The sequence below is a fragment of the Enterobacter sp. TMH.L2 genome (assembly GCF_050847315.1).
Classification (GTDB): Bacteria; Pseudomonadota; Gammaproteobacteria; order Enterobacterales; family Enterobacteriaceae; genus Cedecea.
In genome coordinates this window covers 2,606,158-2,626,939 of the sequence record NZ_CP193791.1, presented here as the reverse complement: position 1 = coordinate 2,626,939, position 20,782 = coordinate 2,606,158, and the positions used below count along the sequence as shown (strand labels likewise).

Here is a 20,782-nt window from a genome sequence, read left to right as displayed (position 1 = left end):
GAATGGATATAGCGCAACATCTGGCAAACACCCTGAAAGGCCTGCGTCAGGCCAGAGGCTGGAGCCTGACCTTCGCGGCGGAACAAACCGGCGTGTCGAAAGCGATGCTCGGGCAGATCGAGCGCAACGAATCCAGCCCGACCGTCGCCACATTATGGAAGATTGCCACCGGCTTTAACGTGCCGTTTTCGGTTTTCCTCGAAGCCGGTTCCGCGCCCGTGCGCCCGGTCTTTGACCCGCAGCACCGGGAAATGGTGGTGGTGCCGATTTTTCCTTACGATCCGCACCTGCGTTTTGACCACTTTTCTATTCGCCTCGCCCCCGGCGCGCTCAGCGAGTCGTCGGCGCACGACAGCGGCGTTATCGAGCATGTGGTGGTGATAAGCGGCGTGTTGGATATGAATGTTGACGGAGAATGGCAGACGTTGCAGGCCGGAGATGGCTTAAAATTCTACGGCGATAGCCCTCACGCGTACCGTAATTCAGGTGCCGATGAGACGCATTTTCACTCGCTGATTCACTATCCGGTGACGACGGCATAATCCCTCTGTTTTTGCGCGGGGGAAGTGACTACAATAGCCGCCTTTCGCCATTACAGAACACGACAAATTTTATGCGCCTGCACGCAAATCAACTTGAATTACTCAGCCCTGCCCGTGATACCGCCATCGCCCGCGAAGCCATTCTCCATGGCGCGGATGCGGTTTACATCGGTGGGCCTGGCTTTGGCGCTCGCCACAACGCCGGTAACAGCTTGCAAGACCTGGCCGAACTGGTGCCGTTTGCCCACCGCTACGGGGCGAAAATTTTTGTTACCCTGAACACCATTCTGCATGATGACGAACTGGAGCCTGCGCGCTCGATGATCGTCGACCTGTACGAAGCCGGGGTTGATGCGCTGATCGTGCAGGATATGGGCGTGCTGGAAATGGATCTGCCGCCGATCGAGCTGCACGCCAGTACCCAGTGCGACATTCGTAGCGTGGAAAAAGCGAAGTTTCTGTCCGATGTAGGTTTCTCGCAAATCGTGCTGGCGCGCGAGCTGAACCTGCAGCAAATTGCCGCCATTCACCAGAATGTTGACGCGACGATTGAATTCTTCATTCACGGCGCGCTGTGCGTGGCGTATTCCGGGCAGTGTAATATTTCCCACGCCCAGACCGGGCGCAGCGCCAACCGCGGCGACTGCTCGCAGGCCTGCCGCCTGCCGTACACCCTGAAAGACGATCAGGGCCGCGTCGTAGCCTACGAAAAACACCTGCTGTCGATGAAAGACAACGATCAGAGCGCCAACCTGGCGGCGCTGGTCGAGGCGGGCGTGCGCTCCTTCAAAATTGAAGGGCGTTACAAAGACATGAGCTACGTGAAAAACATCACCGCGTACTACCGCCAACTGCTGGACGAGCTGATGGAAGGGCGCAGCGACCTGACCCGTGCGTCTTCCGGCGTGACATCGCACTACTTTATTCCGTCCCCGGACAAAACGTTCCACCGCGGCAGCACTGACTACTTCGTTAACGAGCGCAAAATCGACATCGGTGCGTTCGACTCGCCAAAATTTATTGGCCTGCCGGTGGGCGAAGTGCTGAAAGTGAGCAAAGACCACCTCGACGTGACCACTACCGATACGTTGACTAACGGCGATGGCCTGAACGTGCTGATCAAGCGTGAAATCGTCGGCTTCCGCGCTAATACGGTGGAAAAAACCGGAAAAAATCAGTATCGCATCTGGCCAAACGAAATGCCGGAAACGCTGAAAAAAGTGCGCCCGAACCACCCGCTGAACCGTAACCTGGACCACAACTGGCAGCAGGCGCTGCTGAAAACCTCCAGCGAGCGCCGCGTGGCGGTGGATATCGAACTGAGCGGCAGCCAGCAGCAGCTGGTGATGAAAGCCACCAGCGAAGAGAGCGTCAGCGTCAATCAAACGCTCGTCGGCCAGTTTGACGTCGCCAATAACCCGCAGAAAGCGTTCGACAGCCTGCGTGACGGCCTGACCAAGCTGGGCCAGACCATGTACTCCGCGCGGAAAGTGAACATCTTGCTGGAAGAAGCTTTATTTGTGCCAAACGCCCAGCTTAACCAGCTGCGCCGTGATGCCATTGAAGCGCTGACCGAAGCGCGGCTGCACAACTACCAGCGCGGCACCCGTAAAGCGGTGAGCGTGCCGCCGCCGGTCTACCCGGACAGCCATTTAAGCTTCCTGGCGAACGTGTATAACCATAAAGCGCGTGAGTTTTATCACCGCTATGGCGTGCAGCTGATTGACGCTGCCTATGAAGCACATGAAGAGAAGGGCGAAGTGCCGGTGATGATCACCAAGCACTGCCTGCGCTTTGCGTTTAACCTTTGCCCGAAACAGGCAAAAGGGAACATCAAGAGCTGGAAAGCGACCCCAATGCAGCTGGTGCACGGCGATGAGGTGCTGACGCTGAAATTTGACTGCCGCCCGTGCGAAATGCACGTCATCGGCAAGATGAAGAACCACATCCTGAAGATGCCGCTGCCGGGGAGCGTGGTGGCATCCATTAGCCCGGACGATTTGATGAAAACGCTGCCGGGGAAAGCGAAGCGTTAATTTCATTGCTTATTATTTAAAACCGCCTGCTTCAGGCGGTTTTTTTAACCACGCAGGGAGGATGCATTATTATTTGTCACTTACGGAATTATTCCGCTATTCAACAAACATGCCTTAATCATGATATTCAGATGACAAGCAGGGGTTGTGAAGGGCATATGCTCGCCAGCAGACGCTTAACGTCACGATTTTTCGTTATATCTCATTTTCTTAATACTGTTCTAAGATTTCTTTGTTAAATTCTTTTCATTGATAAGATGTTTAGCTAAACAGGCCGTACTTCCCTAGTGTTGTGCTTTTATTTAATTAGCCTGATTCATTATCCCGTCAGCTTTTGGCGTTTAGCGATTTAATAAGGAATCCACGTAATGAGTGATTTTCTGCCTTTTTCACGCCCGGCGTTAGGTGCGGAAGAAATTGCAGCGGTAACGGAAGTCATGCAATCCGGCTGGATCACAACCGGGCCGAAAAACCAGGCGCTTGAGAAAGCATTTTGCGACTTAACCGGCAATAAACATGCCATTGCGGTAAGCTCGGCCACCGGCGGGATGCACGTTACCCTGATGGCACTTGGGCTGCAGGCGGGTGACGAGGTGATTACTCCCTCGCTGACCTGGGTCTCCACGCTCAACATGATTGTGCTGCTGGGCGCCGAACCGGTGATGATCGACGTCGATCGCGACACGCTGATGGTTACGCCAGAAGCCATTGAAGCGGCCATTACTCCACGCACTAAAGCGATCATTCCCGTGCACTACGCGGGCGCGCCTGCCGACATCGACGCTATTCGCGCCATCGGGGAACGTCACGGCATTCCGGTGATTGAAGATGCTGCGCACGCCGCGGGCACCGAGTACAAAGGCAAGCACGTTGGCGGCAAGGGCACGGCTATCTTCTCTTTCCACGCCATCAAAAACATGACCTGCGCCGAAGGCGGCCTGATCGTCACCGACGACGACCAGTTTGCTAACCGCATTCGTAGCCTGAAATTCCACGGTCTGGGCGTAGATGCCTTTGACCGTCAGACGCATGGCCGCGCGCCGCAGGCTGAAGTTATCTCCCCGGGGTTCAAATACAACCTTGCGGACATTAACGCGGCTATCGCGCTGGTGCAGCTGGGCAAGCTGGAGCAAATCAACGTCCGTCGTCAGGAAATCGCCGAACGCTACCTCAAAGAGCTGGCCGACACGCCATTCCTGCCGCTTGCTACCCCGACCTGGCAGCACCGTCATGCCTGGCATCTGTTTATCATCCGCGTGGATGAAGCCACCTGCGGTATTTCCCGCAGCGGCCTGATGGAAGCGCTGAAAGAGCGCGGCATCGGCACCGGCCTGCACTTCCGCGCGGCGCACACCCAGAAGTATTACCGCGAGCGCTATCCGCAGCTTCAACTGCCGAACAGCGACTGGAACAGCGAGCGCATTTGCTCCATTCCACTGTTCCCAACCATGACCGACGATGACACTTCCCGCGTCATTACCGCTTTACGTGAAATAGCAGGACTCTAAGATGACGACCCCGGAACCGATCAAGAAAGTTTCCGTTGTGATCCCGGTGTACAACGAACAGGACAGCCTGCCTGAACTGCTGCGTCGTACCACTGAAGCTTGTCAAAAGCTGAACCGTGATTACGAAATTCTCCTTATTGATGATGGCAGCAGCGATGACTCTGCCGCCATGCTGACCCGCGCGGCAGAAGCCCCGGACAGCCACATCGTCGCGGTGCTGCTGAACCGTAACTATGGCCAGCACTCGGCCATTATGGCGGGCTTTAGCCACGTCACCGGCGATCTTATCGTCACCCTGGATGCTGACCTGCAGAACCCGCCGGAAGAGATCCCGCGCCTGGTTGAGAAAGCCGACGAAGGCTATGACGTTGTGGGCACCGTGCGCCAGAACCGTCAGGACAGCTGGTTCCGCAAGCGTGCGTCAAAAATGATCAACCACCTGATCCAGCGCACCACCGGTAAAGCGATGGGCGACTACGGCTGTATGCTGCGCGCCTACCGCCGCCATATCATCGACGCGATGCTGCACTGCCACGAACGCAGTACCTTTATCCCGATTCTGGCCAACACCTTTGCCCGTCGCGCCATCGAAATCCCGGTGCACCACGACGAGCGTCAGTTTGGCGACTCGAAGTACAGCTTCATGCGCCTGATCAACCTGATGTATGACCTGATCACCTGCCTGACCACAACGCCGCTGCGTTTACTTAGCGTCGTCGGCAGCATTATCGCACTGTCCGGTTTTGCCCTCGCGGTACTGCTGGTGGTGTTACGTCTTGCTCTTGGCCCGCAGTGGGCGGCGGACGGGGTGTTTATGCTCTTCGCCGTTCTGTTCACCTTTATTGGCGCCCAGTTCATCGGAATGGGGCTGCTGGGTGAGTACATTGGCCGTATCTATAACGACGTGCGTGCTCGCCCTCGTTACTTTATTCAACGCGTAGTTAGCAGTGAAACCGCTTTATCTTCAGAGGAAAATCAATAATGAAAGCAGTTGTTTTCGCCTATCACGATATGGGCTGTGTGGGTGTTCGTGCCCTGGTTGAAGCAGGCTATGACATTGCAGCAATTTATACTCACCCGGATAACGCCGCTGAGAATAACTTCTTCGGTTCTGTGGCCCGCACGGCGGCAGAATTCGGCATCCCGGTTTTTGCTCCTGAAGATGTGAACCACCCGCTGTGGGTCGACCGCATTAAAGACGCACAGCCTGAAGTGATTTTCTCCTTCTACTACCGCAACCTGCTGAGCGAAGAGATTCTGGACTGCGCTTCCGTCGGGGCATTTAACCTCCACGGCTCCCTGCTGCCTAAATTCCGTGGCCGCGCGCCGCTGAACTGGGTGCTGGTGAAAGGTGAAACCGAAACGGGCGTTACCCTGCATCGCATGGTGAAACGCGCGGACGCGGGCGACATCGTTGCTCAGGAACGCGTGGCGATTGCCGCAGAAGATACTGCCCTGACCCTGCACCACAAACTGTGCGAAACCGCGAAATCCCTGCTGGCGAAAAGCCTGCCGGTGATCAAAACCGGTCACTTCCCGCAGACCGCTCAGGACGAATCCAAAGCGACCTATTTCGGCGGCCGTTCGCCAAAAGATGGCGCGATCAGCTGGGAAGGCTCTGCAGCAGAAGCTAACAACCTGGTGCGTGCGGTGACCGAACCGTGGCCAGGCGCGTTCAGCTACGTGGGCGGCGGCAAATTCATCATCTGGAAAAGTCGCGTGCTGGAAAGCAACAATGGCGCGAAAGCCGGGACAGTTATCTCCGTTAACCCGCTGGTGATTGCCTGCGGCACCGGTGCTCTGGAAGTCGTGACCGGCCAGGCTGAAAACGGCGTGTACATGCAGGGTTCCCAGCTGGCACAGTCTCTGGGCCTGGTTAGCGGCGCGATTCTGAGCAGCAAACCCGTTTCCGCTATCAAACGTCGTACCCGCGTACTGATTCTGGGCGTGAACGGCTTTATCGGTAACCACCTGACCGAACGTCTGCTGCGTGATGACAACTTCGAAATCTTCGGCCTGGACATCGGTTCCGACGCGATTTCTCGCTTCATCGGCAACGAGCGTTTCCACTTTGTGGAAGGTGACATCAGCATTCACTCCGAGTGGATCGAATACCACATTAAGAAGTGTGATGTTGTTCTGCCGCTGGTAGCCATCGCGACGCCAATCGAATACACCCGTAACCCGCTGCGAGTGTTCGAACTCGACTTCGAAGAGAACCTGAAGATCATCCGCGACTGTGTGAAATACAAAAAACGCATTATCTTCCCGTCCACCTCCGAAGTGTACGGCATGTGTACCGACAAGTCGTTTGACGAAGATAACTCCCCGCTGATCGTTGGGCCAATCAACAAACAGCGCTGGATCTACTCCGTGTCCAAACAGCTGCTTGACCGTGTTATCTGGGCATACGGCGAAAAAGAAGGGCTGCGCTTCACGCTGTTCCGTCCGTTTAACTGGATGGGCCCGCGTCTGGACAACCTGAACGCCGCGCGTATCGGTAGCTCCCGTGCCATTACCCAGCTGATCCTGAACCTGGTCGAAGGTTCCCCGATCAAGCTTATCGACGGCGGCAAGCAGAAGCGCTGCTTCACCGACATCGGCGACGGCATCGAAGCGCTGTTCCGCATTATTGAAAACAAAAACAATAACTGCGACGGCCAGATCATCAACATCGGTAACCCGGACAACGAAGCGAGCATCAAACAGCTGGCAGAAATGCTGCTGGAAAGCTTCGAACGTCATCCGCTGCGTAGCCAGTTCCCACCGTTCGCCGGTTTCCGCGAAGTGGAAAGCAGCGCCTACTACGGCAAAGGTTATCAGGACGTTGAGCACCGTAAGCCAAGCATCCGCAACGCCCAGCGCCTGCTGGAGTGGACGCCTGAAGTGCACATGGAGAAAACCATCGACGAGACGCTGGACTTCTTCCTGAAAACCGTTGAGCTGACGGACCCTGCTTCATGAGAAAAGTCGGCCTGCGTATTGATGTCGACACCTGGCGAGGCACCCGTGAAGGGGTGCCAAACCTTCTGGAGACGCTAAGTTTACACTCGACTCAGGCAACCTTTTTCTTCAGCGTTGGGCCAGACAACATGGGGCGCCACTTGTGGCGCCTGATCAAGCCTAAATTCCTGTGGAAGATGCTGCGCTCCAACGCAGCATCGCTGTATGGCTGGGACATTCTGCTGGCGGGTACCGCGTGGCCGGGGCGCATGATTGGCGCAGGCAACGCAGAGGTTATCGCGGCGGCGGCGGACCACCATGAGGTGGGCCTCCATGCCTGGGATCACCATGCCTGGCAGGCCTGGGCGGGCGTCTGGGAACAGGACAAGCTCGAACAGCAAATTCGCCGTGGGCTGGATGCGCTGCAGAAAATTGTCGGGCAGCCTGTAAACTGCTCGGCCGTGGCGGGCTGGCGTGCTGACCAGCGCGTGGTGAAAGCGAAAGCCGCTTTCCCGTTCCAGTACAACAGCGACTGCCGTGGTACTACGCCGTTTATCCCCGTTCTGTCTAACGGTAGCGAGGCTGCGGTGCAAATTCCCGTGACGCTGCCAACGTGGGACGAGGTGATTGGTACCGAAGTCAGTAAAGAGAACTTTAACCGCTTTATCCTGGATAAAATTCACCAGGACAGCGGCACACCGGTTTACACCATTCATGCCGAAGTCGAAGGGATGGTGATGCGAGATTCCTTTAGTGAATTGCTGGCGATGGCTGCCGCCGAGGGGGTTCAGTTCTGCCCGCTTAGCGAGCTTCTGCCGGACGATTTATCCACGCTGCCGAGAGGCAAAATTGTGCGCGGGACAATTCCAGGCCGCGAAGGCTGGCTGGGTTGCCAACAACTTATAGAGTCGTGAACCGATGAAATCTGCAAAATATGGAATGACCCTTCTGGTCTGTTTTGCCTTGCTTTACCTTGTCCCTCTGGAGTTTCGTCACCTGTGGCAGCCGGATGAGACGCGCTATGCGGAAATCAGCCGTGAAATGCTGCTGTCTGGCAACTGGATCGTTCCTCATTTCCTTGATCTGCGCTATTTCGAAAAGCCGGTGGCGGGGTACTGGATCAACAACATCAGCCAATTCATCTTCGGTCATAACAATTTTGCCGTGCGTTTTGGTTCCGTGTTTTCGGTGACCCTGAGCGCGCTGCTGACCTACTGGCTGGCGTTCCGCCTGTGGCGCGATAAAACGATCGCGGTGCTGGCCGGGGTTATTTTCCTCACCTGCCTGCTGGTCTACGGCATCGGCACTTATTCCGTGCTCGACCCGATGATCACCCTGTGGCTGACGGCGGCGATGTGCAGCTTCTGGCTGGCCAGTACCGCACAAACCACCGGCGGCAAGATGGGTGGCTACGTGCTGCTGGGCCTGGCCTGCGGCATGGGCGTGATGACCAAAGGGTTCTTGGCGCTTGCGGTGCCGGTGATTGGCGTTCTGCCGTGGGTGATTGCACAGAAACGCTGGAAAGAGGTGTTGTTGTTCGGGCCGCTGGCGGTGCTGAGCGCCGTGCTAATTACGCTGCCGTGGGCGATTGCGATCGCCAAAGCCGAGCCTGACTTCTGGCACTACTTCTTCTGGGTGGAGCACATTCAGCGCTTCGCTGAGAAAGACGCGCAGCATAAAGCCCCGTTCTGGTACTACATTCCGTTCCTGATTGCAGGCTCTCTGCCATGGCTTGCTCTGCTGCCGGGCGCGCTGAAAAGCGGCTGGAAAAGCCGAGGCGAGCAGGGCGGCGCGTTCTACCTGCTGGGCTGGGTTGTGATGCCGTTGCTGTTCTTTAGCATCGCCAAAGGCAAACTGCCGACCTACATTCTGCCGTGCTTTGCACCGCTGGCGATCCTGATGGCGCGTCATGCCGTTGAGCTGGCGAAAAGCGGCTCCGCTATTTTACGCGTCAACGGCTGGATTAACTTGCTGTTTGGGGCGGCCTGCGTGATCACGGTGGCATTCTTCCTGGCACCGTGGGGTCTGGCCAGACATCCGGTGTATGCCGCCAATGAAACGCTGAAAGTGGTGCTGGCGTGCGTGGCCTTTGCCGTCTGGGGGCTGTTCGGTCTTTTGACCCTGAGTCAGACCGCGAAACGCTGGTACTGGGCGGCGCTGTGCCCGCTGGGTCTGGCGCTGCTGGTGGGTGTGGTGATCCCATCGAAAGTGGAAAACTCCAAGCAGCCGCAGGCGTTCATTCATGAAATGCGTCCGCAGCTGGAAGACAGTCGCTACATCTTCACCAACAATGTCGGCATTGCCGCCGGAGTGGCATGGGAGCTGAAGCGGAGCGATATCAATCTTTATAATCAGGCGGGCGAGCTGCGCTACGGCCTTGATTATCCGGATGTATCTAACCGCTTTGTTTACGGTGATGAGTTCGCATCCTGGCTGGCGGAACACCGCAAGCTGGGCAAAGTGTCGCTGATGCTGCTGGTGTCGAATAACACCGATCTCAATGACCTGAAGCTGCCGGAGCCGGATCACCGGGCCAACAGCGGGCGCTTTGTGCTGTTTGAGTACGACGCGCAGCCATGAATATCGCGCTGATTATTCTGGCCAGTTTGCTTAGCTGCGGCGGGCAGCTGTGCCAGAAGCAGGCGGCTCAGGGGGCGGGGCGCCGCCACTTGATGCTGTGGCTTGGGCTGAGCGTTCTGTTATTAGGGTTGGGGATGCTCGTCTGGCTGCTGGTGCTCCAGCACGTCGAGGTGAGCATCGCTTACCCCATGCTGAGCCTGAACTTTATTTTTGTCACCCTTGCCGCGCGCTGGATCTGGAAAGAGAAAATTTCGGCGCACCACTGGCTGGGCGTGATGCTGATCATTCTGGGGATTATCGCGCTGGGAGGGCACGCCTGATGGGCTATATCTGGGCGTTAATGAGCGTGCTGCTGGTCAGCGGGGCGCAGCTCAGCATGAAATGGGCGATGGTTCAGTTTCCTCCCGCTGCAGCGAGCCTTGAGTTTATTCAGGCCGTGTTGTTTGGCGGTTACGGGCTGCTGGCGCTGATCGGCGGGCTCGCGGCCTACGCGTTTTCCATGGGCTGCTGGTATATGGCGTTGAAACGCATTCCGCTCAGTAAAGCGTATCCGCTTTTAAGCCTGAGCTATGTGCTGGTGTGGTTCGCGGCTATTAATCTGCCGTGGCTTAACGAAGCGTTCAGTCCGGGCAAACTTCTCGGCGTGGCGGCGATTTTCGTCGGCCTGGTGCTGATTTGTCTGCCTCATCAGCTACGCCACAAAAAGGAAAAGTAATGCGCTAGTTGTTCAGGCAAACTGACGGCAACCTGATGAAAACTGGATGCGAAGTATGAACCCACATATCATTGAAGTGCCGTTAGAAAAGTCTTATCGCCTGATCAACCACGGCCCAACCGTGCTGGTGTCTGCCCACCACAATGGCGTGGACGACGTGATGACCGCCGCCTGGGCCTGTGCGCTGGATTTTACCCCATCCAAGCTGATGGTGGTGCTGGATAAAATCACCGCCACCCGCACGCTTATCGAAAACAGCGGCACCTTTGTGATTCAGGTGCCCTGTGCAGCCCAGCTCAAAATGACCCATTTTCTGGGTACCCACAGCCTGAAAGAGATGCCCGACAAGCTCGAACAATCCGGCGTGGAGCTGTTTCGCGCCCCTGGCCAGAGCGTACCGCTGGTCGCGGGCTGCACGGCCTGGATGGTCTGCAGGCTTATCCCCGAACCGCATAACCATCAGGCCCACGACCTGTTTATCGGTGAAGTTATCGGTGCCTGGGCCGACGACCGCGTGTTCCGGAACGGTCACTGGTCGTTTGAAACCTCCCCGCCGGAATACCGCAGCCTGCACTATATTGCCGGCGGCCAGTTCTACGCCATCGGCGAATCGCTGATGGTACCGGGCGTGGAGGCGTCATGAAGAAGATTGCATTACCCGCCGAAGACTACCGCAAGCTGAGCGACTTTATCAGCGACTGGCTGGACGACAAGCACGACCTGCAAATAGGGCAGTTTGAAGCCGAATTCTTCCTTGACGAGCTGGTGAAAAAAATGGCACCCGCGCTCTACAATAAAGGACTGGACGATGCGCTGGCGGTAGCCCAAAGCAACATGCTGACGCTGGAAGAGTTGCTGGATCTGGAAAAAATCGTCGATTAGTTTTGCCTGCGATCTTGCCATTATTGAATGACTAAAGGGGCGCATTGCGCCCCTTTTTCGTATTACTGGTTAACCGGCACAACTGCGCCGTGGTACTTCTCGTTGATCCAGTCCTGAATCTGCTTAGAGTGCAGGACTTTCACCAGCTCGACGATGTCATGTTTCTTCACGTCGGCGCGGTGCACGGTAATGATGTTGGCATACGGGTTGCCTTCGGCGCTTTCGACGGCAATCGGATCTTTAATCGGGTTCAGGCCCGCATCCAGCGCGTAGTTGGCGTTGATCACCACCGCATCGCCTTCATTGTTGGCGTACATCTGCGGCAGCAGGGCGGCTTCAATATCCGCTTTGAACTGCAGGTTTTTTGGGTTGCTGGCAATGTCGCTGATGCGCGCGTTAACCGGCTTCACGCCAGGTTTCAGGGTGATCACGCCTTCGCGCTGGAAGATAGCCAGAATACGACCTTCTTCGGCCACCGAGTCACGCAGAATGATTTTGCCGTTCTGAGGCAGATCCTTCAGGCTTTTATACTTCTTCGAATAGATGCCGATCGGCTCCACGTGGATTGCCCCGGCGCTGACGAAATCGTAGTTTTTATCGCCTTTATGATCCCGTAGCACCGAATCCAGATAGGGCTGATGCTGGAAGTAGTTGGCGTCAATCTCATGCTCGGCCAGCGCGGTATTCGGCAGGATATAGTCCTGAAAGGTTTTGATCTCAAGATCGATGCCTTCTTTCGCCAGAATCGGCTTCGCCTGCTCGAGAATTTCCGCATGCGGGACGTTGGAGGCGCCCACAATCAGTTTTTCAGCGGCGTTGGCGTGAAGACTTAACGCGGTTAAAGAAGCCAGAGCTAACATCATAAACTGTTTTTTCATTATTTCGTCCAGTCGTGATTAGTGATTAAAAGTGCATTGCCGTGGAATTCCAGGCGGCAGTGTGTGCTTCTGTCGCCCGAAAGGTGTGAAAGCCGTTAGCGTTTATCGAGCAGGTGTGTGGTGCGGTCGCCGATAAACTGAATAATAAAAACGATCGCCAGAATAGTGGCCGTGGCCACCAGCGTGACGTCATTATGGTTACGCTGGAACCCTTCCAGATAGGCGAGGTTGCCTAAGCCGCCAGCACCGATAACCCCAGCCATGGCGCTGTAGCTCACCAGCGCAATCAGAGTGACAGTCATCCCGGACACCAGCGCCGGAGAGGATTCAGGTAGCAGCACGCGGAAGATCAGCGTGTGGGTTTTGGCCCCCATTGAACGCGTGGCTTCAATAACGCCTTTATCGACTTCGCGCAGTGCAATTTCCACCAGGCGGGCGTAGAAGGGGGCCGCCCCGACGATCAGCGCCGGCAGCGCGGCGTTGGTGCCGAGAATGGTGCCAACCAGCGTTTTCGTGAAGGGGATCAGCAGGACGATCAGAATGATGAACGGGATCGAGCGGAAGACGTTGACCAGTACGGTCACCACCGAGTAAACCAGCCGATTCTGCAGCAGCTGACCGCGAGAAGTGAGAAACAGCAGCACGCCGAGGGCGATGCCAAACACGAACGTTGCCACTCCCGACCAGGCCGTCATGTAGAGCGTTTCGCCTGTGGCGGCCCACAGTTTGTCCAGTTTTAAATGCGGGAAGTATTGCTCAAGCATGTCGAATAACCTCAGTCTCTACCCGCTTTTGATTCAGGTATTGCACAATATTTTCTAGCTGGCTGGCGTCATCCATATGGACGTACAGCTCGCCAAACGCGCCGTCTACCGTCTGGGTAATGTTGCCGTGCAGGATATTCAGCGCGACGTTAAAATGCTGAATGACATCGGCAATCACCGGCTGTCGGGCTTCTCCGCCAGGGAAAATCAGCTTCAGAATGCTGCCGCCAATGCCCTGAACCCAGAGCGGATTGAAGGGTTCTCTGGGCGTATTTTGCCCCGCAATCTGACGCACAAAAGTTTGCGTGATGGGCTGCTTAGGGTGGGTGAAAATATCCAGTACCGGGCCTTCTTCAACGATTCTGCCGTTTTCCATCACCGCTACGCGCTGACAAACTTTGCGCACCACATGCATTTCATGGGTGATGAGCACGATGGTTAAGTTGAGCTGGCGGTTAATGTCGAGCAGCAGATCGAGAATCGCGTCGGTCGTTTGCGGATCCAGCGCCGAAGTGGCTTCGTCGCACAGTAAAACATCCGGGTTATTGGCCAGCGCGCGAGCAATGCCGACTCGCTGCTTTTGGCCACCGCTTAGCTGAGCGGGCCAGGCGTTTTCGCGCCCCTCCAGCCCCACAAGCTTAATCAGCTCGTTAACACGCTGCTGAATCTGGCTTTTATTAACACCGGCAATTTGCAGGGGAAAGGCAATATTCTCGGCAACGGTCCGGGACCACAGCAGATTAAAGTGTTGAAAGACCATGCTGACTTTTAGACGAGCCTGACGGAGCTGTTCGCCTCTGGCCTGGGCAATATCCTGCCCGGCGACAATGATCGATCCTGACGTGGGTTTCTCCAGCCCATTTAATAATCTTATTAATGTGCTTTTACCCGCGCCGCTGTAGCCAATAATGCCGTAAATCTGGCCTTTATTGACGTTGATATTAATATTATCTACGGCGGTAATGGCGCCATGTCTGCTGGCAAATATTTTTGATACGCCCGAGAGAACGATCATTATCCTGGTCCTTACCTGCTGAAATTTTCCGCAACGCAACAGCATGATATGCTGACAACTGGCGCACGAATGCCGTGTTATGGGCGTTGAATCATTGTTATTTGGCTGATACTACCTGCTAATACCGTTGCTCAGAAGAATATAAAGATATGACTTATAGCCATAAGAAATATAAATACATGATGGTTCTTTCCTGACCGGGATTAATACGCTTTAGCAAAAAAATGGCATTGCTTATCGTTAAATTGATTAACTGCGTTTGTTTAAATAATAATCAGCAGAGTGTGGGGGGGATAAATAATGAACGGGCTGTTAATCGATTTTATTAACGATATGTTATTGGTCGATGATTGTTCTGCCTGGTTTTTTTAGTTTTATATTGGTGCTCCCTGGTGCCGTTTTCGCTGTTATTTTCGTACCAACTTTAACAAATCTGCGCCATGCCCCGGAAATTCTAGTCTCATCAAGGTATCTTTCCCGCCTCGAGAGCGGAGATTGCCTGAAGATGTACGAATCCAATTTAGTCCTGCTGCTTCTGCAGCAGATGTGCGTGTTCCTGGTCATTGCCTGGTTAATGAGTAAAACCCGGCTGTTTATCCCCCTGATGCAGGTGACCGTGCGCTTACCCCACAAGCTGCTGTGCTACATCACCTTCTCGGTTTTCTGCATTATGGGCACCTATTTTGGTCTTCACATTGAAGGCTCCATTGCCAACACGCGCGCCATTGGCGCCGTGATGGGCGGCCTGTTAGGCGGGCCGGTGGTGGGCGGGCTGGTGGGGCTAACCGGCGGGCTGCATCGCTATTATCTCGGTGGAATGACGGCGCTGAGCTGCATGATCTCCACCATAGCGGAAGGACTGATTGGCGGGTTAATCCACAGCGTTTTAATCCGCCGGGGCAGGACGGACAAACTGTTTAGCCCGCTGGTCGCCGGAGCGACGAGCTTTGTCGCCGAACTGGTGCAGATGATCATTATCTTGCTTATCGCACGGCCCTTTGAGGATGCGCTCCACCTGGTGGAAAGCATCGCTGCGCCGATGATGGTCACCAACACGCTGGGTGCCGCCATGTTTATGCGCATTCTGCTGGATAAACGCGCGATGTTTGAGAAATACACTTCCGCGTTCTCCGCCACCGCGCTAAAGGTCGCGGCCGCAACCGAGGGGATCCTCCGGCAGGGATTCAACGAACAAAATAGCCTGAAGGTGGCGAAGGTGCTGCACCGGGAGCTGGACATCAGCGCCGTGGCGATCACCGACCGGGAAAGGCTGTTGGCGTTTATTGGCACCGGGGCCGATCACCACCTGGCGGGCAAGCCTATTTCGTCGGGTTACACCTGGCAGGCCATCGAGAATAACGAAGTGGTTTACGCCGACGGCAATGAGGTGCCTTATCGCTGCTCGCTGCATCCTAACTGCAAGCTGGGGTCGACGCTGGTTATCCCGCTGCGGGGTGAAAATCAGCGGGTGATCGGCACGATAAAACTCTATGAGGCGCGTAACCGGCTGTTTAGCTCGATCAACCGCACGCTTGGCGAAGGGATTGCGCAACTGCTGTCGGCGCAAATCCTCGCCGGGAAATATGAACAACAAAAAGCGCTGCTGGCGCAGTCCGAGATTAAGCTGCTGCATGCCCAGGTGAACCCGCACTTCTTATTTAATGCGTTGAACACGCTGAAAGCGGTTATTCGCCACGATGGCGACAAAGCCGGGCAGCTTGTGCAGTACCTCTCGACATTTTTCCGCAAAAATCTCAAGCGCCCGTCTGAAATTGTCACGCTTTCCGATGAAATTGAGCACGTGAATGCCTATCTGCAAATTGAGCTGGCGCGTTTCCAGACTCAGTTGGCGGTGGACTGGCAGGTGCCCGACGAGCTGGCGAATCAGCGTTTGCCAGCTTTCACGCTACAGCCGATTGTGGAAAACGCCATTAAACACGGCACCTCTCAGCAATTAGGCCACGGCATGATTACTATTCGTGCCCGTACAGAGGGAAAAGACGTGCTGGTGGATGTCGAGGATAATGCCGGGTTGTACCGGCCAAAAGAGAACGGTAACGGACTGGGAATGAATCTGGTGGACAAGCGGTTGCGGGCGAAGTTTGGGGAAGATTATGGTCTGGCCGTGAGCTGCGACCCCGACCGTGTTACCTGCATCACCGTGCGCCTGCCCACCGAGGAGTTGGTATGTTAAGAGTATTGATTGTGGATGATGAACCGCTGGCGCGTGAGAACCTGCGCGTCCTGCTTGAGAACGATGGCGAGATTGAGATAGTCGGGGAATGCGCCAACGCGATAGAGGCGATTAGCGCGGTGAACAAACTGCGCCCGGACGTGCTGTTTCTCGATATCCAGATGCCGCGTATTAGCGGGCTGGAAATGGTGGGTATGCTCGACGAACGCCATCGGCCACGCATTGTGTTTCTCACCGCTTTTGATGAATACGCGGTACAGGCGTTTGAGGAGTGCGCATTTGACTATCTGCTCAAACCTATCGAAGCGCAGCGGCTGCAAAAAACGCTGGCTCGCCTGCATCAGGAGAGCGAAGCGCAGGATGTTTCCCGCCTGCCGGACAGCCAGCAGCCGCTAAAATTTATCCCGTGCAGCGGCCACAGCCGCATCTGGCTGCTGCAGATGGAGGAGGTGGCCTACGTCAGCAGCCGGCTAAGCGGGGTGTATGTCACCAGCCGGGATGGCAAAGAAGGCTTTACCGAATTAACACTGCGCACGCTGGAAAGCCGCACGCCGCTGCTGCGCTGCCACCGGCAATATCTGGTGAACATGAATTATTTGCAGGAGATCCGCCTGGAGGATAACAGTCAGGCGGAGCTGTTGCTGCGGGATGGCCGCACCGTGCCGGTGAGCCGCCGCTATTTGAAGTCGTTAAAAGAGGCGGTGGGGCTTTAAGGTTATTGCTTTACGCGGCAGGTTTTAATCCGGCAAAAGCGTCGCGGATTTCGGCTTCCGGGAGCGAGACGCCGATGAACACCAGCGTGCTCTCCGGCGTTTCGTCCGGCTGCCATTCGCGGTCCCAGTCGGCGCTGTAAAGGCGCTGCACGCCCTGGAACAGCAGGCGACAGGGCTGGTCTTCAATCCACAGCATTCCTTTGTAGCGGAGCAGGTTGTTGGCGAAGCCGGACAGCAGGTTTTCCATCACGGAAGAGACTGCGGACAGCGCAACCGGGTAGTCCAGCGTCACCACAATGGATGAGACTTCATTTTGCTGCGGGGCAATGCGGTGGAAGCGAGGTTTTGTCGCCACGACGTTTTCTTCCAGCATAAAGCCGCGGGTGTTAAACAGCAGCGGAAGATCGATATTGCCGTGCAGGATAGGGTACACAGGCGCGCGTGCGTTAATGCGCTGCAGGCGTTCAGTCAATGCAGCGGATTCACCGGCCACATCGGTTTTGGTCAGTAAAATACGGTCGGCGTAGCCGATTTGCGACTGGGCGAGCGGGAACTGATCCAGCTGTGAATCGGCATGTACCGCGTCGACCAGGGCGATCACGCCGTCAAGCAGGTAGCGTTCGCAGATGATTTCATGGGCGAAAAAGGCCTGCAGGATAGGGCCAGGGTCGGCCATGCCGGTGCATTCGACGATGAGCCTGTCGAAGTGGATTTCACCTTTGTCCCGGCTATCAAGCAGATCCAGCAGGGCATCTTCCAGCTCGCTTGAGCGCGTGCAGCAAATACAGCCGTTGCTCAGGGTCGTTATACGTGTGGCGCGGTCGCCAATCAGCTGACTGTCGATAGGCGTTTCGCCAAATTCATTTTCAATAACGGCAATCTTCTCGTCCTGCTGGGTATGCAGGATATGACGTAACAGGGTGGTTTTCCCTGCACCCAAAAAGCCGGTTAATACGGTTACTGCAATCGGTGTCATCGCGTCCTTCCTGTTAACAGCAGCGCATGCCGCCTTTACCGTCTCCGCCGTAGCGCGCCTGCTGGCGTTCACGGAAGAATTCTTTGTAGGTCATGGGCGGCTGATCCGGGTGGTTCGTCTGCATATGCAGCACGTAGGTATCATAGTCCGGAATGCCAACGAGCATTCTTGCCGCCTGGCCGAGGTACTTTTTTGCAGCACCTAAGTTATCAAACATTCGTCGCTCCTTTAGTGATTTAAGCCCCGCTAATGCGGGGCTGTCAGATGAAGCGATCAGTGTCCGGAAGAAATCTTAATGCCTTCTTTCGGCACCGGCTGGTAAGGCGTTTCTTTGTCCGTCGGCTGGTCGGATTTACGCGCCTCTTTCCAGGCCTTAATGCCGTAGAAAATAATGCTGTAAACCACCACCAGGAACAGAATGCTCAGGCCCGCGTTGGTGTAGTTATTGACGACAATGTGGTTCATGTTGGCGAGGTCTTGAGCCGTCAGATCCGCCCCACCGGCGGCGATACGCGCCTTATACTGGTTGGCCATGAAGAAGAAGCCTTCCATCTGCGGGTTGCTGCTAAACAGCTTCAGGCCCAGCGCCCAGGTGGTGCAGATAAGCAGCCAGACCGCAGGCACCACGGTGACCCAAATGTACCGGGTACGTTTCATCTTCACCAGGACTACAGTGGCCAGCACTAATGCAACTGCCGCCAGCATCTGATTGGAGATGCCGAACAGCGGCCACAGGCTTTTCACGCCGCCCAGCGGATCGACCACGCCCTGATACAGCAGGTAGCCCCACAGGCCTACGCAGCCAGCGGTGCCGATGATACCGGCCACTAGCGAGTCGGTTTTCTTCAGGAACGGGATAAAGTTACCCAGCAGATCCTGCAGCATAAAGCGGCCAGAACGGGTGCCGGCATCCAGCGCAGTAAGAATAAACAGCGCTTCAAACAGGATCCCGAAGTGGTACCAGAAGCCCATGTCGGCGACCGGAACAATTTTGTGGAATACGTGCGCAATACCGACGGCAAGGGTAGGGGCACCGCCTGCGCGGTTGAGTACGGAAGGCTCACCGATATCTTTCGCCGTCTGCAGGATCTGCTCAGGAGAAATCACGAAGCCCCAGGAACTGACGGTGGCGGCCGCGTGCGCGGTCACTTCCTTCAGCTGCGCCATAATCATTGGCGCGTTTTCCCCGCCCAGCTCGTGCAGGTTTGGCATGGTAAAGCCCAGACCCGCCGGTGGCGTATTCATGGCAAAGTACAGACCCGGCTCAATGATGGAAGCCGCTACCAGGGCCATAACGGCCACAAATGACTCCATCAGCATCGCACCGTAGCCGATAAAGCGAGCGTCGGTTTCACAAGCCAGCAGTTTTGGCGTGGTGCCGGACGCGATAAGCGCGTGGAAGCCGGACACTGCCCCGCAGGCAATGGTGATAAACAGGAACGGGAACAATGCGCCTTTCCACAGCGGACCGGTACCATCCACGTACTGAGTAATGGCCGGCATTTTCAGCTCTGGATTGAGGATAACGATACCAATCGCCAGGCCGACGATAACGCCGATTTTCAGGAAGGTCGCCAGGTAGTCGCGCGGGGCGAGGATCAGCCAGACCGGCAGCAGGGCGGAGACAAAGGCATAGCCGATGAGCGTAAAGGTAATGGTGGTGTCTTTAAAGGTCAGCGCCGGGCCCCAGTAAGGGTCGTGGGCAATCACGCCCCCGAAGTAAATCGAGGCGACCAGCAGCACAATCCCGATAACGGACACTTCACCGACCCTGCCTGGACGAATAAAGCGCATATAAATGCCCATAAACAGGGCAATCGGCACCGTCGAGCAAACGGTAAATACGCCCCACGGGCTTTCAGCCAGCGCTTTCACCACGATAAGAGCCAGCACGGCCAGGATAATTATCATGATCAGGAAGCAGCCAAACAGGGCAATTGTCCCCGGCACGGGCCCCATCTCTTCTTTGATCATCTCGCCAAGGGAAGCCCCGTTTCGGCGCGAGGAGATAAACAGCACCATAAAGTCCTGCACCGCCCCGGCCAGTACAACGCCTGCCAGTAGCCAGAGCACACCGGGCAGATAGCCCATCTGCGCCGCCAGCACCGGGCCGACCAGAGGCCCGGCTCCGGCTATCGCCGCGAAGTGGTGGCCAAACAGCACGTTACGGTTGGTCGGGACATAGTTCAGTCCATCGTTATTGATCACCGCCGGTGTGGCGCGGGTAGGATCCAGCTTCATCACCTTCTGGGCGATATAAAGGCTGTAGTAGCGGTAAGCCACCAGATAGACCGACACCGAGGCGACGACGATCCACAGGGCGCTGATGTGTTCCCCCCGTCGCAGGGCGACGACGGCCAGACAGCAGGCCCCGATGATACCCAGAATCACCCAGGGTATATGTTTGAGAAATTTATTTTTATTCATAATTCATCCGTTTGTCAGCCCTGGCGTCATGCCTGTTCGCCGTCTCGCTGAACCTGGTTGTTGTAAAAGAAGGGCATAAAAATAGCCCAGCCATAGCGTGACGATTTTTGCTGCAAGAGAGGAAAAAGAGTAGCCGAGTGGTCGTATTCAGGAATAAGCGGTTGTGGGACAGGCTAAGCGGTTTTAACCAGCCGCTAACTCACTGAAAAGTGTGATTTAGATCCCATGATAAGCAGAGAGGATTTAATGATATAGCCGGGTTGGTTTCCATTGAGCTGAGCGTAAACTTCGCTATGGGCGTTGAAATAAATAACAGGATGGTATTTACAGAAATTAATGATCGTAACGTGTTATTACGACTGAATTGAAATTCCATTTCATGAACTTATTAATACATGAGGTGGTGTTAATTGTTTGGTATTTATTGTTTGTTCATTTTTTGCAAAGACAGGTTGTGGTATCTCAGGATGGCGGAAGTAAGCGTGCTGCCTGCCTTAAACTGAATGTATGTCAATGTATTATTAATGAATGTTTTTGTTATTAGCGTTTAAAAACATAAGGTTGCATAACTCTTTGTTGTTACATATTAATTGATGAGATTTATTATTT

Annotated in this window: 19 protein-coding genes; 13 read left to right on the top strand and 6 right to left on the bottom strand. The window is 55.5% G+C overall.

The genetic code is table 11. The features are described from left to right. The first annotated feature begins 2 nt into the window (after positions 1-2). The 11 genes from ACREYP_RS12600 (at position 3) to ACREYP_RS12550 (ending at position 11,206) form a co-directional block, all read left to right on the top strand. Complete coding sequence (locus ACREYP_RS12600; protein ID WP_008460728.1) at positions 3-542, top strand: helix-turn-helix domain-containing protein; 540 nt, start codon at positions 3-5, stop codon at positions 540-542. A gap of 71 nt (positions 543-613) precedes the next feature. Further along, on the top strand, positions 614-2,578 hold the full coding sequence (locus ACREYP_RS12595; RefSeq protein ID WP_498880896.1) for a peptidase U32 family protein: 1,965 nt from the start codon (positions 614-616) through the stop codon (positions 2,576-2,578). 368 nt (positions 2,579-2,946) lie between these two features. Beyond that, positions 2,947-4,086 carry a UDP-4-amino-4-deoxy-L-arabinose aminotransferase gene (gene arnB / locus ACREYP_RS12590; RefSeq protein ID WP_008460726.1) on the top strand — a complete coding sequence of 380 codons (1,140 nt, stop codon included), beginning with the start codon at positions 2,947-2,949 and terminating at the stop codon, positions 4,084-4,086. 1 nt (position 4,087) lies between these two features. Then, entirely contained in the window at positions 4,088-5,068 is a 981-nt protein-coding gene (arnC, locus tag ACREYP_RS12585) for an undecaprenyl-phosphate 4-deoxy-4-formamido-L-arabinose transferase (protein WP_008460725.1), read from the top strand. After that, entirely contained in the window at positions 5,068-7,050 is a 1,983-nt protein-coding gene (arnA, locus tag ACREYP_RS12580; RefSeq protein ID WP_008460722.1) for a bifunctional UDP-4-amino-4-deoxy-L-arabinose formyltransferase/UDP-glucuronic acid oxidase ArnA, read from the top strand. Before arnC ends, arnA begins: the two co-directional genes overlap by 1 nt. Beyond that, positions 7,047-7,943: a 4-deoxy-4-formamido-L-arabinose-phosphoundecaprenol deformylase gene (arnD, locus tag ACREYP_RS12575; RefSeq protein ID WP_008460720.1), complete on the top strand. Its 897-nt coding sequence runs from the start codon at positions 7,047-7,049 to the stop codon at positions 7,941-7,943. The genes arnA and arnD overlap by 4 nt, the downstream gene beginning before the upstream one ends. A gap of 4 nt (positions 7,944-7,947) precedes the next feature. Continuing rightward, complete coding sequence (gene arnT / locus ACREYP_RS12570) at positions 7,948-9,609, top strand: lipid IV(A) 4-amino-4-deoxy-L-arabinosyltransferase (protein ID WP_008460717.1); 1,662 nt, start codon at positions 7,948-7,950, stop codon at positions 9,607-9,609. Then, positions 9,606-9,929, top strand: a complete 324-nt coding sequence (gene arnE / locus ACREYP_RS12565) for a 4-amino-4-deoxy-L-arabinose-phosphoundecaprenol flippase subunit ArnE (RefSeq protein WP_008460715.1) — start codon at positions 9,606-9,608, stop codon at positions 9,927-9,929. Before arnT ends, arnE begins: the two co-directional genes overlap by 4 nt. After that, positions 9,929-10,324 (top strand): 4-amino-4-deoxy-L-arabinose-phosphoundecaprenol flippase subunit ArnF, encoded by a 396-nt coding sequence (gene arnF, locus ACREYP_RS12560; RefSeq protein WP_008460713.1) that lies wholly within the window; start codon positions 9,929-9,931, stop codon positions 10,322-10,324. Before arnE ends, arnF begins: the two co-directional genes overlap by 1 nt. 55 nt (positions 10,325-10,379) lie before the next feature. Next, positions 10,380-10,967: a flavin reductase family protein gene (locus ACREYP_RS12555; RefSeq protein WP_498880895.1), complete on the top strand. Its 588-nt coding sequence runs from the start codon at positions 10,380-10,382 to the stop codon at positions 10,965-10,967. Next, positions 10,964-11,206: a DUF2164 domain-containing protein gene (locus ACREYP_RS12550; protein WP_336819822.1), complete on the top strand. Its 243-nt coding sequence runs from the start codon at positions 10,964-10,966 to the stop codon at positions 11,204-11,206. The genes ACREYP_RS12555 and ACREYP_RS12550 overlap by 4 nt, the downstream gene beginning before the upstream one ends. A 62-nt stretch (positions 11,207-11,268) precedes the next feature. On the opposite strand, the gene ACREYP_RS12545 is transcribed toward ACREYP_RS12550, so the two are convergent. From ACREYP_RS12545 to ACREYP_RS12535, 3 genes are all read right to left on the bottom strand, one after another. Next, positions 11,269-12,084, bottom strand: coding sequence for a MetQ/NlpA family ABC transporter substrate-binding protein (locus tag ACREYP_RS12545; protein WP_498880894.1), 816 nt, complete (start codon positions 12,082-12,084; stop codon positions 11,269-11,271). A gap of 95 nt (positions 12,085-12,179) precedes the next feature. Then, a complete protein-coding gene (locus tag ACREYP_RS12540) occupies positions 12,180-12,848 on the bottom strand; it encodes an ABC transporter permease subunit (protein ID WP_166994227.1) in 669 nt (222 codons plus the stop codon). Beyond that, positions 12,841-13,863, bottom strand: coding sequence for a methionine ABC transporter ATP-binding protein (locus tag ACREYP_RS12535; protein ID WP_008460704.1), 1,023 nt, complete (start codon positions 13,861-13,863; stop codon positions 12,841-12,843). Before ACREYP_RS12535 ends, ACREYP_RS12540 begins: the two co-directional genes overlap by 8 nt. A 505-nt stretch (positions 13,864-14,368) precedes the next feature. On the opposite strand from ACREYP_RS12535, the gene ACREYP_RS12530 reads away from it, so the two are divergent. Beyond that, positions 14,369-16,057, top strand: a complete 1,689-nt coding sequence (locus ACREYP_RS12530) for a LytS/YhcK type 5TM receptor domain-containing protein (RefSeq protein ID WP_498880893.1) — start codon at positions 14,369-14,371, stop codon at positions 16,055-16,057. Then, positions 16,051-16,770, top strand: coding sequence for a two-component system response regulator BtsR (gene btsR / locus ACREYP_RS12525; protein WP_008460700.1), 720 nt, complete (start codon positions 16,051-16,053; stop codon positions 16,768-16,770). Before ACREYP_RS12530 ends, btsR begins: the two co-directional genes overlap by 7 nt. A gap of 10 nt (positions 16,771-16,780) precedes the next feature. Here the strand turns inward: btsR and yjiA are convergent, their stop codons facing one another. The 3 genes from yjiA to ACREYP_RS12510 are packed head-to-tail and all read right to left on the bottom strand — an operon-like array spanning position 16,781 to position 20,173. Beyond that, positions 16,781-17,746: a GTPase gene (yjiA, locus tag ACREYP_RS12520; protein WP_166994231.1), complete on the bottom strand. Its 966-nt coding sequence runs from the start codon at positions 17,744-17,746 to the stop codon at positions 16,781-16,783. A gap of 13 nt (positions 17,747-17,759) precedes the next feature. Further along, positions 17,760-17,963 (bottom strand): YbdD/YjiX family protein, encoded by a 204-nt coding sequence (locus tag ACREYP_RS12515; RefSeq protein ID WP_008460696.1) that lies wholly within the window; start codon positions 17,961-17,963, stop codon positions 17,760-17,762. 56 nt (positions 17,964-18,019) lie between these two features. Next, positions 18,020-20,173 (bottom strand): carbon starvation CstA family protein, encoded by a 2,154-nt coding sequence (locus ACREYP_RS12510; RefSeq protein WP_498880892.1) that lies wholly within the window; start codon positions 20,171-20,173, stop codon positions 18,020-18,022. Positions 20,174-20,782: the final 609 nt, after the last annotated feature.